Consider the following 14,871-nt stretch of genomic DNA (forward strand, 5'->3'; position numbering starts at 1 on the left):
TCGGTGAAGCGCGTGACGGACATCATGGGCGAGATCTCGGCGGCGTCCGAGGAGCAGTCCAGCGGCATCGACCAGGTGAACCGCGCGGTGTCGCAGATGGATGAAGTGACGCAGCAGAACGCGGCACTGGTGGAAGAGGCCGCGGCGGCCGCCGGCTCGCTGCAGGAACAGGCGCAGCGTCTGGCCGAAGCGGTCGCGGTATTCAAGATCAATGCGGGCGAAGTGATCGAAGTGCCGGCGCACCAGCTTGGCGGGTACTCCGCGCCGTCGCTGAACTGATCCCCGCGTCATCCCGGGCCGCGCCGATCCCGCGTTTGCGGGGTCGGCGCGGCTTTTTGCGTCTGGCGCCCGGGTCCGGATTTTTATATGCCCATCAGTTATAAAAACCGCGGATTAAAACAGTGACAAAGTAATAAGCACGTTAAGTTTTCATTCAGATGACCGTAAACGTACGAGTGCCTGACCGTTCAGGCCAAGAACACAGTGTTCGATGGCAGCCCGGAATTCGGGAGCCAGACGAAGCGTGCAGCAGCGGATCGATGCGGGGCGTCGTGTCCGGACCCGGTTGAACGCCGTCAGAAGCTACTGTCGTATATGTTGTAACCGGAGACAAAGTCGTGCGCGTCAACTTACCCGTCACCAATGCAGAAACCAAGCTGCGCGAGGATCAGTACCTGATCTCGCGCACGGATACCAAGGGACGCATCGTCTACGCCAACCCCGCGTTCGTCGAAGTCAGCGGCTTCACGCGGGAGGAACTCATCGGCAAGCCCCACAACGTCGTGCGCCATCCCGACATGCCGCCGGAAGCCTACGCGGACCTGTGGGAGACGCTCGAGGCCGGCGAGTCCTGGCTGGGCGTGGTCAAGAATCGCCGCAAGGACGGGGGCTACTACTGGGTGCTGGCCAACGCCACGCCCATCGTCGAGAACGGCGAGGTGGTGGCCTATTCCTCGGTCCGGGTGCGCCCTTCGGACGAACAGATCGAAATGGCCGAGGCGCTCTATGCCCGCATGCGCGAGGGCACGGCCACGGGCGTGCGCATCCTGCGTGGCCGGCCGGCGCGCGCCGGTTGGCGCCGCGGCCTGGATGTGCTGGCCTTTCCGTTCCGCAACAGCGTGCGCAGCCGGATGCTGCGCCATGCCACGCTGTCGTCCGCCATCGTCGCGGCCGCCGGCGCGTATGGACTGCACGCCAACTGGGCCAGCCTGAGCCCGTGGGGCGCGGCGCTGGGTTGCGGCGCCATCGGGCTGGGCATCGTGGCCATCTTCTCGATGGGCTGGAGCCTGTCGCGTTCGCTATTGGAGCCGATGCTCGATGCCGCCAACATGGCGCGCCAGGTGGCCGCCGGCAACCTCACGACGCAGATCGTGCCGGAGTCGGACGATGAAGTGGGCAGCCTGAAGTTCTCGCTGGAAGTCATGCGCAAGAGCCTGATCGGCATTGCGCAGGACGTCTATCGCGGCATCGAGGGCACGACGCATGCCGCCGTGCACATCGCGCGCGGCAACCAGGAACTGGCCGGGCGCACGGAAGGGCAGGCCGCCTCGCTGCAGCAGACCGCCGCAAGCATGCAGCAGTTGACGTCCACGGTGCGCCAGAACGCCGACAACGCGCGGCAGGCCAACGAGCTGGCGGCCAGCAGCATGGACGTAGCGCGGCGCGGCGGCGTGGCCGTCGGGCAGGTGGTGAACACCATGCATGGCATTTCGGACAGCTCGCGCAAGATCGCCGACATCGTCACCATCATCGAAGGCATTGCCTTCCAGACCAACATCCTGGCGCTCAATGCCGCGGTCGAGGCCGCGCGCGCGGGCGAGTCCGGCAAGGGCTTCGCGGTGGTCGCCGGAGAAGTGCGCAGCCTCGCGCAAAAGAGCGCCCAGGCCGCCAAGGAGGTCAAGGCGCTGATCGAGGATTCGGTCGACCGGGTCACGGAAGGCTCCGCGCAGGCCGAGCAGGCCGGCGCCACGATGCAGGAGATCGTGGCGGCGGTGCACCGCGTCACCGACATCATCGGCGAGATCTCGCGCGCCTCGCAGGAGCAGTCCACCGGGATCGAACAGGTGGACACCGCCGTCTCGCAGATGGATGTGATGACCGTGCAGAACACGGCGCTGGTGCAGGAACTGGGCGGCGCGGTTACGCAACTGGGCAACCAGTCGGGCGCGCTGCGCGAGACCATCCGGGTGTTCCGGGTGGTGGGCCAGCATTAGTCTGCATTTCCACAGATGCGCCGGTACGGGGAAACGTGCCGGTTGAGATCAGGCACTGCCCAATAGCTAGGCGCAAACAATGACGGCCGCGACAAGCGGCCGTTGTTTTGTCTGCGATTCGAATCGGCGGCACGACTTCGCACGGAGGGACGGTCGTGCGGAGGGGTTCCTAGCTACATCGTCTTCGGGCGACCTGCCGCCGGGATGGGGCACATGGTGAGCTGTCCGCGATGTAAGGGCGCCTTTCCTATTGTTGAGGGCGTCTTAGCCCTCGGCATCGATAATAGCTACGTCGCCATCGAGGGGATGAAGACATCTTGTGGCGCAACGCTGAGCGCTAGTCAACAATTCGCCAAAGTTGAGTACGGTACCGGGGGGCAAAATGCAGGCATCAGATGATTCGACGACATTGGCTAATGGCTTGACAGGAGGTGCATCCAAGCAGAAAACAACGCTTTACTAGAGCCTTCGCCAGGCCGAAAGAGCCGCATACCTGCAACCGCTGAATGAAAAGACCCAATGCCTCGTTTACTTAAGTTATTAGGCTGTATTGTTGGCTTCTTGGTCCTGCTTTGGACCTCCGTGGCGCTTTGGGGAACCTTCTCACCGATGGTGTTGCTTCACTACTCCAAGACGGCGACGGAGCAAATTGGCGTGTTTTTCAATGACAACCATGACACATCGAAATTCGAGATGCGCCCTGGGCAGACCGTGGCCCGCTACACCGCGATGTTCCCTAAACCTGATATGTGGCTGCTACTCACGTTCCCCGGTCAAAGTTCTGATTCGCTCGAAATCACCAAACCATTTAGGCGGATAGACGTCTGTATCGGGCCCGATGCGAAGATTGCAAGGGTAGAAATACGTCATGGATTTTTTGACCGTTTCAGGGGCCCGAACCCGCCGTGTGAAACGCTGCCTACGCATTGAGTTGTGTACGACGCACTCAGAGCGCGAATCAGACCAAAATCGGCCGCGATATGCGGCCGTTGTTTCGTCTGCCGGAAGTCGTGCCCCGTCCGGGGCTGGGGCCTGCTACCTTCCCGCCAGCGCGTCCACGACGCGGCTCATCGCCGTCAGCCCCGATTCGAACAGCGATTCCAGGAACGGGCCGGCATGCGGCAGCACGATGGTCAGCACGGTCACGCCAATGATGAGGGTGACGGGAAAGCCCACCGAAAACACGGAAAGCTGCTGGGCGGCGCGGTTCAGGATGCCCATCGCCAGGTTGATGGTCAACAGGGCGCAAATCAGCGGCAGCGCCAGCAGCAGGCCGGAGACGAACACGGTCTTGCCCCATTCCACCACCGTGCCCCAGCCATTCTGGTGCAGCTGGATCATGGCGATGGGCAGCGTGTCGAAGGACCGCACCAGCGCCGCCAGCACCAGCAGGTGCCCGTCCAGCGCCAGAAAGGTCAGCATCGCGACGATGTTGAACAGGCGCGACAGCACGGCGGTGTTCGCGCCCGAGCTGGGATCGAAGAAGGACGCGAACGACAGGCCCATCTGCAGGCCGACGAATTCCCCCGCCGTCTGCACGGCGGCGAACACCAGCCGCATGGTAAAGCCCATGGCGATGCCGATCAGCACCTGCTGCATCACCATCCAGAGGCCGGCATAGGAGCCGGGCGCCACGGGCGGCATGGGGTCCAGCGCGGGGCTGATCGCCACGGCCAGGACGAAGGACAGTCCCACCTTCACCTTGATGGGAATCAGCGACTCGGAAAACAGCGGTGCGGTGCCCACGAGCGCCAGGATACGCACGAACGGCCAGAGGAACTGGCCGATCCAGCCGTTGAGCTGCTCAAGCGTGAAGGCGATCATGGCGGAACGGCCAGGGTCCGGCGGCGGGCGCCGCTCAGGACACCAGCATGGGGATCTGGCCGATGAGCTGCCGGATGTAGTCGACCATCACGCCGATCAGCCAGGGGCCAAGCAGCACCAGCACGCCGCACATGGCCAGCAGCTTCGGAATGAACGACAGCGTCATTTCATTGATCTGCGTGGCGGCCTGGAAAATGCTGATGACCAGGCCCACCACCAGCGTGACGAGCAGGAGGGGACCCGCCATCGCCAGGACGATCTTCATCGCCTGGTAGGTCATGGTCATGACGGTTTCGGCGGTCATGGCGATCTCCTTGCGGCGTTACTGGTAGAAGCTCTGGGCCAGCGAGCCCATGAGCAGGTTCCAGCCGTCGGCCAGCACGAACAGCATCAGCTTGAAGGGCAGCGCCACGGTGACGGGCGGCACCATCATCATGCCCAGCGCCATCAGCACGCTGGCGACCACCAGGTCGATGATGAGGAACGGAATGAAGATGGTGAAGCCGATCTGGAACGCGGTCTTCAGTTCGCTGGTGATGAAGGCGGGCACCAGGATGCGCATGGGCACCTGCGAGGGGTCTTCCAGCGCGGGCTGTTTGGCCAGATTGGCAAAAAGCGACAGGTCGTTCTCGCGCGTCTGGTGCAGCATGAAGGTGCGCAGCGGGGCCGCGGCGCGTTCGACCGCGGCTTCGAATTGGATCGACCCTTCGGACAGCGGCTTGTAGGCGTCGGTGTAGATCTTGTCGAACACCGGGGACATCGTATAGAAGGTCAGGAACAGCGACAGGCCGATCAGGACGTGGTTGGGCGGCGACATGGCCGTGCCCATGGCGCTGCGCAAGAGGCCCAGCACGATGATGATGCGCGTGAAGCCCGTCATCATCAGCAGCGCCGCCGGCAGGAACGACAGCGACGTCATCAGCAGCATGGTCTGCATGCTGAGCGAATACGTCTGCGAACCGTCCGCGCCCGGCGTGGCCGTCAGCGCGGGCAGGGTGGCTTGCGCCACCACCCCGGCCGGGAAGAAGGCCAGCCCCAGGACCGCGGCGGCGGCCAGCATGGGCAGCGCGCGATGGCCGGCGCGGGAGCAAGTCGTGCGGGTGGGCAAACTCATGGGTATCGCTTGAATCGCGCCGGGGCGTGTGGCCCTAGCGGCGCTTGAGGGCCTGGCCCAGCTTGGCCGCAAAGGCGGCCGCGGGCAGAGGCGAACCCTCCGGCAACTGGCCGGCGGGCAGGGTATGCAGGGTGGTGAGCTGGTTCGGGCCGACGCCCACCACCAGCCAGGTGTCTTCGATCTCGACGACGACGACGCTTTGGCGCGGACCGACCGGCAGGCTGGCGACGTGCCGCAGCAGGTTGCCCCCGCCGCGCTGCACCAGTCCGGCGCGTTTCGCCAGCCACGCCGCCACCAGGATGGCGGCCACCACCAGCACGAGGCCGATGATGACGCGCAGCAGGGCAGATTCGGTCATGGCGCCGGACGTCAACGACGGTTGTTCAAGCGGTTGATCCGCTCGGACGGGGTAATGATGTCGGTCAGGCGGATGCCGTACTTTTCTTCGACGACCACGACTTCTCCCTGGGCGATCAGGTAGCCGTTGACGAAGATGTCCATCGGCTCGCCGGCCAGGCCGTCGAGTTCGACCACGGAGCCCTGGCCCAGCTGGAGCAGGTTCTTGATGGTCAGGCGGGTGCGGCCCAGTTCGACCGTCAACTGGACGGGCACGTCCATGATCAGGTCGATATCGGTACCCTGGCCGGGCGCGGTGCCGGCCAGCGGCTTGAACACGGATTGCGACGCCGATTGCGCGGCGGCCGATGCCGCGGCGGCCGGTGCCGCGGCGGCGGGGGCCGGGGCAGCGGGTGCTGCGGGCGCGGGTGCCGCGGCGGCCGGCGCGGGTGTGGCAGCCTGTTCGGCCATGGCGGCCGCCCAGTCGTCCTGCGGCTTCAGACCGTCGGCTTGCGTGGGCGGGTTGGCGCGGGATTGTTCGGCGAGCGCGTCGGCCCAGTCGTCGGCCGGGGACGAGCCAGTGCCGGGCTCGTTCTTGTCAGTCATGGTCAGAGGCCTCGTTGGGTTCTGTATCGTGGGTAAACAGGTTCTGTACGCGCAGGGCGTATTGGCCGTTGAAAACGCCGTAGCCGCATTCCATCAGCGGCACGCCGTCGACGTGGGCGATGACGGTTTCGGGCACGTCGACCGGAAGGACGTCGCCGACCTTCAGGCTCATCAGTTCGCGGATCGACGAGGGAATGCGGGCGAATTCCGCGACCACGTCGATGTCGGCGCTGCGCACCTGGCGCGAAAGCTGTTGCGACCAGCGCTGATCGACCTCTTCGAGCGTGGTCTCCTGCAGCGGGCGCGTCAGCAGGTCGCGCACCGGCTCGATCATGGAGTAGGGCAGGCAGATGTTCAGGTCGCCGCCGGTCGCGCCGAATTCGATATGGAACGAGGAGACGACCACCACTTCGTTGTTGCCGGTGATGCTGGCGAACTTGGTGTGCATCTCCGAGCGGACGTATTCGAACTCGATCGGATAGACGGGGTCCCAGGACTTGCCGTAGCTTTCCAGGGTCAGGTTGAGCAGGCGCCGGATGATGCGCTGTTCGGTGGTGGTGAAGTCGCGGCCCTCGACGCGCGTGTGGTAGCGGCCATCGCCGCCGAACAGGCTGTCGATGACCAGGAACACCAGGTTCGGGTCATACGTGAAGAGCGCCGTGCCGCGCAGCGGTTTCATCTGAATCATGTTCAGATTGCTGGGAACCGGCAGGTTGCGCTCGAAGTCCGCGTACTTCTGGATCTTGATCGAGCCGACGGTGATGTCGGCGCTGCGGCGCATGAAGTTCAGCAACACGTTGCGCATGTTGCGCGCAAACCGTTCGTTGATGAGCTCCAGCGTCTGCATGCGGCGCCGGACGACGCGCTCGGGCGAGCTCAGGTCGTAGGCGCGCGCGCCGGCGTTCTGGCCCTCGGATTCCTTCTTGCTATCGCTCTCGCCGGTGACGCCGGCCAGCAGCGCATCGACTTCGTCCTGCGAAAGAAACGCCTCGTAGGCCATGCTTATTGCACCACGAACGCCGTGAACAGCACGTCGGTGACGTACTGGCCGTCAGGCAGGGGCGAGAAGGGGCGGTTCACGGCCTGCTTGATGGCCGCGACCATGTCGTTCTTGCCCTGTTGCGTCTGCACGGCGGTGGGCGACTGCGACGACAGCACCATCAGGATGCGGCTGCGCACTTCGGGCATGTACTTTTCCAGGCGCGTGCGGGTCTGTTCGTCGCTCACGCGCAGGGTCAGGCCGACGTGCATGATGCGCTCGGTCTCCGCGTTCTGCAGCGTGACCGTGAAGGCTTCGATCGGCACGAAGATCGGGGCGGGCACGGCGATGGGGGTGGCGGACGGCGCGACGAAGGTCGTCGGCGTGGCCTGGGGCCCTTGTCCGGCTTGGCCGGCCTGGCCCGGCTGCCCGGGTTGGCCGGCGGGCGCCTGGCCCACGCCGAGCTGCACCGGCGCGCCGCCTTGCGGCTGCTGCATGCGCTGGGTGATGAACCAGGTCGCGCCCGCGCTGGCAGCCGCAACGATCAGCAGCACCAGGATCGCCAGCAGCGGGCGAAGGATGCGGCCGATGCCGCCGGAAGTCGACGCGCCGCGCGCCGGTGCGGGAATGGGTTTGATTGTCGCCATCTGGATTTCGATGCGTGTTTGCCGCTGGTGAAAACGGATTCTTAGTGGATGAAAGCATTCTGCCCGAAATCCCGCCTCGGCTTGGAGGCGAAAAACAGGGCGAAAGCCGCGTATCTCAAGCTATTGCTGCACTGCCCGCAGCCGTTGCCGGCGGCGGGCAGCTGAATCACTACGCGAACGTGTCGACCAGCGCGTTGGCGTTGCGCGCCACCGTCACCGCAGGCTGCGCGGCATCGGCCGCGCCGTCCGCCACGCCGGCACCGCCGCCTTGCTGACGCTGCGATCCGTTGCCGTTCTGCTGCGCGAATTCCTGCTGCGCGGCCTGTTCGCCGACACTCGTCTGGCCCAAGGAGATGCCGGCCTGCGCAAGCGCCTGCTGCAACTGCGGAAGCGCGACTTCGATCGCTTGGCGCACCGAGGCATGCGCGGACACGAACGAGGCGCTGGCCACGCCATCGGCCAGGTTCAGGCTGACGCGCAGCGGGCCGAGGTCGGGCGGATCCAGCCGCAATTCGGCGGTCTGCATGCCTTGGCGCGCGTTGGTGCTCATCATGACCATCTGTTGGCCCAGCTCGGTGCCCCAGTGGGTGGCGCCGACCGGGGTGGCCACCTGCAGCACGACCGGCACGACAGGCTGCGAGACCGCGGCCTGGTTGACGATGGGCGCGGCCTGCGTGGCGGCGGCCAGGGCGTGGGCAAGCGCATCCTGCGGGCTGGCGCCATGCTGGGGCGCCTGGAACTGCGGCGTGGAGGCGGCCAGCAGCGCCGGCTGATCTTCGTCGGCCACGTGGTCGGGCAAGGCGGTTGCCGTTTCGGCTGTTTCGGGACGCGCCTCGCGCGCCACGCGCGGCAGCGGCAGGTCCGGCGTGGCGGGCTTCGCGTCGAGCTTGGCCGTGGCCTTGGGGTCGACGGGCGCCTGCGTGACCGGGGCGGAACCCGGCTTGACGGCGGCGGTGACGACCGGCAGCGCGGCTTCGGCATCGCGGGCGAGCTGCGCGGCGGCGGCCTGCGCTTGGCCGGCCGTCGCGACGACGGGCGCCTGCGAGGCTTGGGCGGTCTGCGGCGCCAGGGTGTCGGCGGCGTTGAGCGCGGCCTTCAGCACGGCGGCGCCCTGGCTCATGGCGGTGGCCGCGGCGGCGGCGTTGCCGCGGGCGAGCTGCACCTGCTCGGCGGCCTGGGTGGCGATTTCCAATGCCTGTTGCGGCAGGTCGGACGGCGCGATGGGTTGCTGCGCGGCGACGGCGAGGGCGCCGGCTTCAGCCTGCGCGGCCGTCTGCACCGCGGCGTCGATGGCGCCCGCCGCGGCGCTTTCCGCCGTGCTGGCCGGGTCGCCGGCGTTCGGATCCTTGGATGGCGTCTTGCCGTCAGTCTTGGCGGGACGGGCGTCGGCGGCCTGGTTCGGCCGCTGCTGCGCGGGACGTTGCTGGGCCAGCACGTCCGAGAAGGAAGGGCCTTTCTTTTCCGGCGGCGCGGATTTGGCGCCAAGCGCATCGGCGACCGACGACGGCGCGGCCGGCGTGATCGAAGGCAAGGGCAGGGGAGCGGTCATCTTGGGCTTCCTGTGAGGTATTGCTTAATGCATGCCGCCGGCCTGGCGCTGGACCAGGCGGGCGGAGTATTCGTCGCTGGCGCGCTGTTCGCGGCGCGATTCCAAGACGGCCTGGGCGCGCTGTTCGCGCTGCGCCAGGGCGTCATAGGAGTTGAGCTTGCGCTTTTCCTGCTGCCAGTAGAGCCGTCCCTTGGTCAGGTTCTCGTCCGCCTGGCGCAGCACGCCTTGCTGCTGGCCGATCGCGTCGTCCAGGGTGCCGATGAAGCGCTGGTAGTTGTGGCAATCGCTCGCCGCCATGCCGCTGGTCATTGCCTGCTGCAGGCGCTCCAGATAGTCCTGGCGGTAGTCGTGCAGCATGACCAGCTGGCGTTCCGCATTGCTGCGTTCGGCGGTCAACCGGCCCAGCAGGCGCGCGGCTTCATCCGTGCTCTCCTTGGCCAGGTTGATCAGCATGTCCAGGGGCAATTGGCTAGGCATAGGTGTCCCGTATTTCGAAACTGGCTCGCAACTGGTTGACGGCGTCTTCATAGCCGACGTTCTCGCCGATATCCTGCTGCAGGAAGGCTTCCAGACGGGGATAGCGCGCGATGGCGTCATCCAGTTGCGGGTCGTTGCCGGCGGCGTACGCGCCCACGGCGATGAGGTCCCGGTTGCGCTGGTAGCGCGACAGGGTCTGCTTGAAGCGGCGCACGATCGAAAACTGTTGCGGCGTGATGAGCGAGGTCATCGCCCGCGAGATCGAGGCTTCGATGTCGATGGCGGGGTAATGACCGGATTCGGCCAGGTGGCGCGACAACACCACGTGGCCGTCCAGGATCGCGCGCGCCGAATCGGCGATGGGGTCCTGCTGGTCGTCGCCTTCAGCCAGCACGGTGTAGAACGCCGTGATGGAGCCGGCCTTGCCGGACGGGCCGGGCGCGCCCATGCCCGCGCGTTCCACCAGGGTGGGCAGCTTGGCGAAGACCGACGGCGGATAGCCCTTGGTCGCGGGCGGCTCGCCGATGGCCAGCGCGATCTCCCGTTGCGCCATGGCGTAGCGGGTCAGCGAATCCATGATGAGCAGCACGTCCAGGCCCTGGTCGCGGAAATGCTCCGCGAGGCGCGTGGCGTAGGCGGCGCCCTGCAGGCGCAGCAGCGCCGAGACGTCGGCGGGTGCGGCCACGACCACGGAGCGCGCAAGGCCCTCGGGGCCCAGGTTGTGCTCGATGAATTCCTTGACTTCGCGGCCCCGCTCGCCGATCAGGCCCACGACGATCACGTCGGCCTTGGTGTAGCGGGCCATCATCCCCAGCAGCACGGACTTGCCGACGCCGGAACCTGCGAAAAGGCCCATGCGCTGGCCGCGCCCGACCGTCAAGAGGCCGTTGATGGCGCGCACGCCGGTGTCCAGCACCGTGTCGATGGGCGCGCGCGACAGCGGGTTGATGGGTTGGGCCGACAGGGGCGCGAGTTCGGCGCCCGTCAGCGGGCCCAGTCCGTCCAGCGGGCGGCCGGCGCCGTCGAGCACGCGGCCCAGCAGCGCATTGCCGACGGGCAGGTGGCGGCCAAGTTGGGGCTTGGCATTGCCGTTGAGTTCGGCCTTGCGCGGCAGCGGAATCTGGCGTTGCACAGGCGGTTCGCCCGGCACCACGCGCGCGCCCGGCGGCAGGCCGGAAATGTCGGCCTGGGGCATCAGGTACAGGGTGTGGCCGTCAAAGCCCACGACTTCGGCGTCGGCCCAGTGGTCATGGCCGCGCGCGATTTCGATGCGGGCGGCGGCGCCCACGGGCAGGCGCAGTCCGGTCGCGTGCAGCACCAGGCCGGTGGCCCGCGTGATCTTGCCGCTGACCAGCCAGGGATCGGTGGAGGCGGCGCGGATCGAGCCGATCTGAAGCTGCGTCTGCCAGCGGTCCAGGACCGGCGCGGCAGCAACTGGGGCCGGGGCGCCCGCCAGGGGCGCGCCGGCCTGGCCAGGCTGCGCGGAGACCGGATTGGCGCTCACACCGGTTCCTCCCAGGAGGCGTTGCGGCCCAGCGACGCGGCCACGCGGCGCCAGCGGGTCTGCAGGGTGGCGTCGATGTCGCCGAAGGGCGTCTCGGCGCGGCAGCCGCCGCGCGAGATGGATTCATCGGCCAGCACGCGCCAATGGCCTTCCTTGAGCTCGTCGGCCAGGTGCAGGCGGATCAGTTCGATGTCGTCGGGATTAGCCCACAGCCGCATCTGGCCGCCGGCGGTGGGATTGATGTGCAGCACGTCGCGCACGGCGCTCACGACCGTTTCGGGCTGTTCGGCCAGGGTGGTGCGCACCACCTGCTGCGCGATATCCAGCGCCAGCGTCAGCAGGCTCTGGCCCATCTTTTCTTCCAGCGCGCCGATCGACTCGGCGCAGGCCTGCACCAAGGCGTGCAGGCGCTGCGCCTCGGCGGCGGCCTGTTCGCGGCCCTGGGCCAGGCCTTCCGCATAGCCGGCCTCGCGGCCGGCGGCCAGGCCCGCCTCGTAGCCGGCCTGCTGGCCCGCTTCGTGGCCCGCGGCATGGCCGCGCGCCAAGCCTTCTTCGTGTCCTTCCGCGATGGCCTGGGCGCGAAGCTGCGCCATCACCACGGCGGGATCGGGCCCCGGATCGGGTTCCGGTTCGGGCTCGACTTCGACGGGCGCCGGCTCGTCGAACGACAGCATCTGCCAGCGCCGCCAGGCGGCGCTGCGCGAGATGAGCGTCGTCGCGCCGTTGTCCGCTTCAGACATACGCGTCGTCTCCGGAATTGCCCAGCACGATCTGGCCGCTTTCGGCCAGGCGGCGGGCGATCTGGAGGATCTTCTTCTGTTCGGTCTCGACCTTCGACATGCGGATCGGCCCCTGGGCTTCCAGGTCCTCGCGCAGCATTTCGGCAGCGCGGCTGGACATGTTGCGCAGGAACTTGGCGCGCAGCTCTTCCTGGGCGCCCTTGAGCGCGACCATGAGCGTGTCGTTGTCGATTTCCTTGAGGATGAGCTGGATCGCGCGGTCCTCGACGTCGAGCAGGTTGTCGAAGACGAACATCTCGTCGATGATCTTCTGCGCCAGGTCGTTGTCGCGTTCGCGCAGGCTGGCGACCACGGTCTCTTCCTGCGTCGAATTCATCATGTTCAGGATCTCGGCCGCGGTGCGCACGCCGCCCATCTTGCTGCGCTTGGCGCCCTGGCCGGCCAGCACGGAATTGAGCACTTCGGTCAGTTCGGACAGCGCCGCGGGCTGCACACCGCCGAAGGTGGCGATGCGCAGCATCACGTCGTTGCGCAGGCGGTCCGTCAGCAGGGCCAGCACGCCGGCCGCGCGGTCGCGCTCCAGGTGAACCAGGATGGTCGCGATGATCTGCGGGTGCTCGTCGCCGATCAGCTCGGCCACGGTGTTCGGGTCCAGCCAGTTCAGGGCGTCGATGCCGCTGCCGCCGTCGCCGGCTTCCAGGATGTCCTCGATCAGGCCGGCGGCGCGGTCGCTGCCCAGGGCCTTGGTCAGCACGCTGCGGATGTAGTCGTCCGAGCCCAGCGTCACGGCCATGAACTGGTCGGCTTCCTGGCGGAACTCTTCCAGCACGACGGCGACGTCGTTGCGCGTGACCTGCTTCAGGCTCGCCATCGCGGCGCCGACCTGCTGGACCTCACGGGCGCTGAGGTACTTGAAGACCTCGGCCGCGGCGTCTTCGCCCAGCGACATCATCAGGACGGCGCTGCGCGTCATGCCGTCCATGGGGAGGGAATCATTTTTCATCTTTGCTCATCCAGGTGCGCAGGACCATCGCGACGGCGCGCGGATCCTTGTTGGCCATGGTGCGGGCGCGCTCCAGGTTGTCCTGGTAGCGGTCCGTTTCCTTGGCGCGGGCCAGGTCCTGGGCCTCGCGGGCGGCTTCGGCGCGCTCGGCTTCGGCCTGTTCAGGATCCACCGGCGGGTACAGGTATTCGGTCACCGTGCGGCGCAGCTTGCGATACAGCCACAGCGCCAGGACACCGCCGACCAGCCACGCCAGGATCGTCTTGAACAGCGAGATCATTTCCGGATCGCGCCACATCGGCAGCGGCGGAGGACCATCGTTGAACTGGCTGTTGACCAGGTTGAGCGAGTCGCCGCGAGTCTCGGAATAGCCCATGGCTTCGCGCACCAGGTTGGTGAGCTTGCTCAGTTCTTCAGGCGGCAGGGCCTGCGGCTCGCCGTCCTTGTCGCGCACGTAATTCACCACGACGGCGACCGACATGCGCTTGAGGTTGCCCACCGGCTGCTTGATGTGGCTGATGGTGCGGTCGACTTCGTAGTTAGTGGTGGCGTCGCGGCGTTCGTTCAGGTTGCCCGTGGCGGCCTGGGTGCCGGTCTGCTGCTGTTGTTGCTGTTGCGCGTTGGCCGGCTGCTGCGGCTGGCCGGGGCGGGGCGGCTGTTGCTGCGGCGGATTGGCGATGGGCGCCTGCGCTTCGGCGGGCGCCTGGTTCGACAGCGCGCCGGGCACGCCCTGGGCGGGACCGACGCCGCGCTGCGTCGAATCGCTGGTCTGCTGGCTGCGCACGGCGGCCTGACCGGGTTCCTGGTTGGGACGGTAGACCTCGGACGTCTCTTCGCGGCGGGCGAAGTCGACGTCGGCGGTGGCCTGGGCGTGGACGTTGCCGGGGCCGACCAGGGGATTGAGGATGGTGAGGATGCGTTCGACGGTGCGCTGTTCGATTTCGCGCACGAAGCGGAGCTGGTCGGCGTCCATGCCGCGGCCTTCGCCCAGCGGGGCGGACAGCAGGCGGCCGTTCTGGTCGACGATGGACACGCTTTCGGCGGTCAGTTCGGGCACGCTGGAGGCGACCAGCCAGGAAATCGCGGAAACCTGCGCGTCGCTCAGGCTGCGGCCGGGATACAGGTTCAGCAGCACCGAGGCGGTGGGCGCCTGGCGCTCGCGCACGAACAGCGACTGGCGCGGCATGGCCAGGTGGACGCGCGCATGCTGCACCGTGTTCATCGCTTCGATCGACCGGGCCAGCTCACCCTCCAGACCGCGCTGGTAGTTGATCTGTTCAGCGAACTGGCTGGCGCCGAAGCGGGCGTTGTCCATCAGTTCGAAGCCGACGGAGCCGCCGCGCGGCAGGCCTTGCGAGGCGAGCTGCAACCGGGCGTCGTAGACGCGGTCGGCGGGCACGAGCAGCGCGGTGCCGGTTTCGTTGTAGCGGTAGGGCACGTTCATCGTGCCCAGGGCCGTCACGATGGCGCCGCCGTCGCGGTCGTCCAGGTTGGAGAACAGGACCTTGTACTGGGGTTCGCTGCTCCACATGGCCACGGCGACGATCACCGCGACCAGGGCGGCGGCGGCGCCGATCAGGATGGGCTTGGGAAGCGCGCGGACCCGTTCCAGCACGGGGAACTTGGCCAGAAGCGACGAGCTCAGGGTAGCCTGCTGATTCATTGACGGCTCCCGCTGGCTTCGCGGAGCAAGGAAAATGACTTCATGTCTGGGTAGGGCCGATTACACATGCAACGTGCTTCTGGTCTGGGGAGAGCGTGGATTATTGCCCCTGAGACAGCAATCCCAATCGATGAAAACAGCCGTTTTTTGGCGTTACTTAAGCCCTATGTCGATGACGGGACGCAAAGCGGGGCCACATCCGCGGGAAGGGATGCG

General features: G+C 67.0%; 16 protein-coding genes and 1 pseudogene. 4 read left to right on the forward strand and 13 right to left on the reverse strand.

What is annotated here, in order from left to right:
* From BMW75_RS24785 to BMW75_RS29295, 4 genes and pseudogenes are all read left to right on the forward strand, one after another.
* Positions 1-279: pseudogene (locus BMW75_RS24785) on the forward strand (methyl-accepting chemotaxis protein); the annotation flags it as partial.
* A gap of 338 nt (positions 280-617) precedes the next feature.
* A complete protein-coding gene (locus BMW75_RS24790) occupies positions 618-2,213 on the forward strand; it encodes a methyl-accepting chemotaxis protein (protein ID WP_092582282.1) in 1,596 nt (531 codons plus the stop codon).
* A 204-nt stretch (positions 2,214-2,417) separates the two neighbouring features.
* Positions 2,418-2,612: a PAAR domain-containing protein gene (locus tag BMW75_RS29800; RefSeq protein ID WP_371467589.1), complete on the forward strand. Its 195-nt coding sequence runs from the start codon at positions 2,418-2,420 to the stop codon at positions 2,610-2,612.
* Between the two features lie 120 nt (positions 2,613-2,732).
* Positions 2,733-3,143 carry a hypothetical protein gene (locus BMW75_RS29295; RefSeq protein ID WP_139208596.1) on the forward strand — a complete coding sequence of 137 codons (411 nt, stop codon included), beginning with the start codon at positions 2,733-2,735 and terminating at the stop codon, positions 3,141-3,143.
* A gap of 105 nt (positions 3,144-3,248) precedes the next feature.
* Here the strand turns inward: BMW75_RS29295 and fliR are convergent, their stop codons facing one another.
* From fliR to fliF, 13 genes are all read right to left on the reverse strand, one after another.
* Positions 3,249-4,037 (reverse strand): flagellar biosynthetic protein FliR, encoded by a 789-nt coding sequence (fliR, locus tag BMW75_RS24800; RefSeq protein WP_092582283.1) that lies wholly within the window; start codon positions 4,035-4,037, stop codon positions 3,249-3,251.
* A gap of 34 nt (positions 4,038-4,071) precedes the next feature.
* The gene (gene fliQ, locus BMW75_RS24805) at positions 4,072-4,341 is read right to left on the reverse strand and encodes a flagellar biosynthesis protein FliQ (RefSeq protein ID WP_008163193.1); all 270 of its coding nucleotides are present in this window, start codon (positions 4,339-4,341) and stop codon (positions 4,072-4,074) included.
* Positions 4,342-4,359: 18 nt separating this feature from the next.
* Positions 4,360-5,151, reverse strand: coding sequence for a flagellar type III secretion system pore protein FliP (fliP, locus tag BMW75_RS24810; RefSeq protein ID WP_092582284.1), 792 nt, complete (start codon positions 5,149-5,151; stop codon positions 4,360-4,362).
* Positions 5,152-5,185: 34 nt separating this feature from the next.
* The gene (gene fliO / locus BMW75_RS24815) at positions 5,186-5,509 is read right to left on the reverse strand and encodes a flagellar biosynthetic protein FliO (RefSeq protein WP_076522135.1); all 324 of its coding nucleotides are present in this window, start codon (positions 5,507-5,509) and stop codon (positions 5,186-5,188) included.
* An 11-nt stretch (positions 5,510-5,520) separates the two neighbouring features.
* Positions 5,521-6,093 carry a flagellar motor switch protein FliN gene (gene fliN / locus BMW75_RS24820; protein WP_092582285.1) on the reverse strand — a complete coding sequence of 191 codons (573 nt, stop codon included), beginning with the start codon at positions 6,091-6,093 and terminating at the stop codon, positions 5,521-5,523.
* Positions 6,086-7,093, reverse strand: coding sequence for a flagellar motor switch protein FliM (gene fliM / locus BMW75_RS24825; protein ID WP_076521331.1), 1,008 nt, complete (start codon positions 7,091-7,093; stop codon positions 6,086-6,088). Before fliM ends, fliN begins: the two co-directional genes overlap by 8 nt.
* Before the next feature lie 2 nt (positions 7,094-7,095).
* Positions 7,096-7,719 carry a flagellar basal body-associated protein FliL gene (fliL, locus tag BMW75_RS24830; protein WP_092582286.1) on the reverse strand — a complete coding sequence of 208 codons (624 nt, stop codon included), beginning with the start codon at positions 7,717-7,719 and terminating at the stop codon, positions 7,096-7,098.
* Positions 7,720-7,888: 169 nt separating this feature from the next.
* The gene (locus BMW75_RS24835; RefSeq protein WP_092582287.1) at positions 7,889-9,268 is read right to left on the reverse strand and encodes a flagellar hook-length control protein FliK; all 1,380 of its coding nucleotides are present in this window, start codon (positions 9,266-9,268) and stop codon (positions 7,889-7,891) included.
* Between the two features lie 24 nt (positions 9,269-9,292).
* Positions 9,293-9,745, reverse strand: a complete 453-nt coding sequence (fliJ, locus tag BMW75_RS24840; RefSeq protein WP_092582288.1) for a flagellar export protein FliJ — start codon at positions 9,743-9,745, stop codon at positions 9,293-9,295.
* Positions 9,738-11,201 (reverse strand): flagellar protein export ATPase FliI, encoded by a 1,464-nt coding sequence (gene fliI / locus BMW75_RS24845; RefSeq protein ID WP_076522134.1) that lies wholly within the window; start codon positions 11,199-11,201, stop codon positions 9,738-9,740. The genes fliJ and fliI overlap by 8 nt, the downstream gene beginning before the upstream one ends.
* Positions 11,202-11,245: 44 nt before the next feature.
* A complete protein-coding gene (fliH, locus tag BMW75_RS24850; protein WP_076521327.1) occupies positions 11,246-11,989 on the reverse strand; it encodes a flagellar assembly protein FliH in 744 nt (247 codons plus the stop codon).
* Complete coding sequence (fliG, locus tag BMW75_RS24855; RefSeq protein WP_056316680.1) at positions 11,982-12,992, reverse strand: flagellar motor switch protein FliG; 1,011 nt, start codon at positions 12,990-12,992, stop codon at positions 11,982-11,984. Before fliG ends, fliH begins: the two co-directional genes overlap by 8 nt.
* Complete coding sequence (gene fliF / locus BMW75_RS24860; protein WP_092582289.1) at positions 12,982-14,655, reverse strand: flagellar basal-body MS-ring/collar protein FliF; 1,674 nt, start codon at positions 14,653-14,655, stop codon at positions 12,982-12,984. Before fliF ends, fliG begins: the two co-directional genes overlap by 11 nt.
* Positions 14,656-14,871 lie beyond the last annotated feature (216 nt).

Source organism: Achromobacter sp. NFACC18-2 (assembly GCF_900108985.1).
GTDB lineage: Bacteria > Pseudomonadota > Gammaproteobacteria > Burkholderiales > Burkholderiaceae_B > Achromobacter.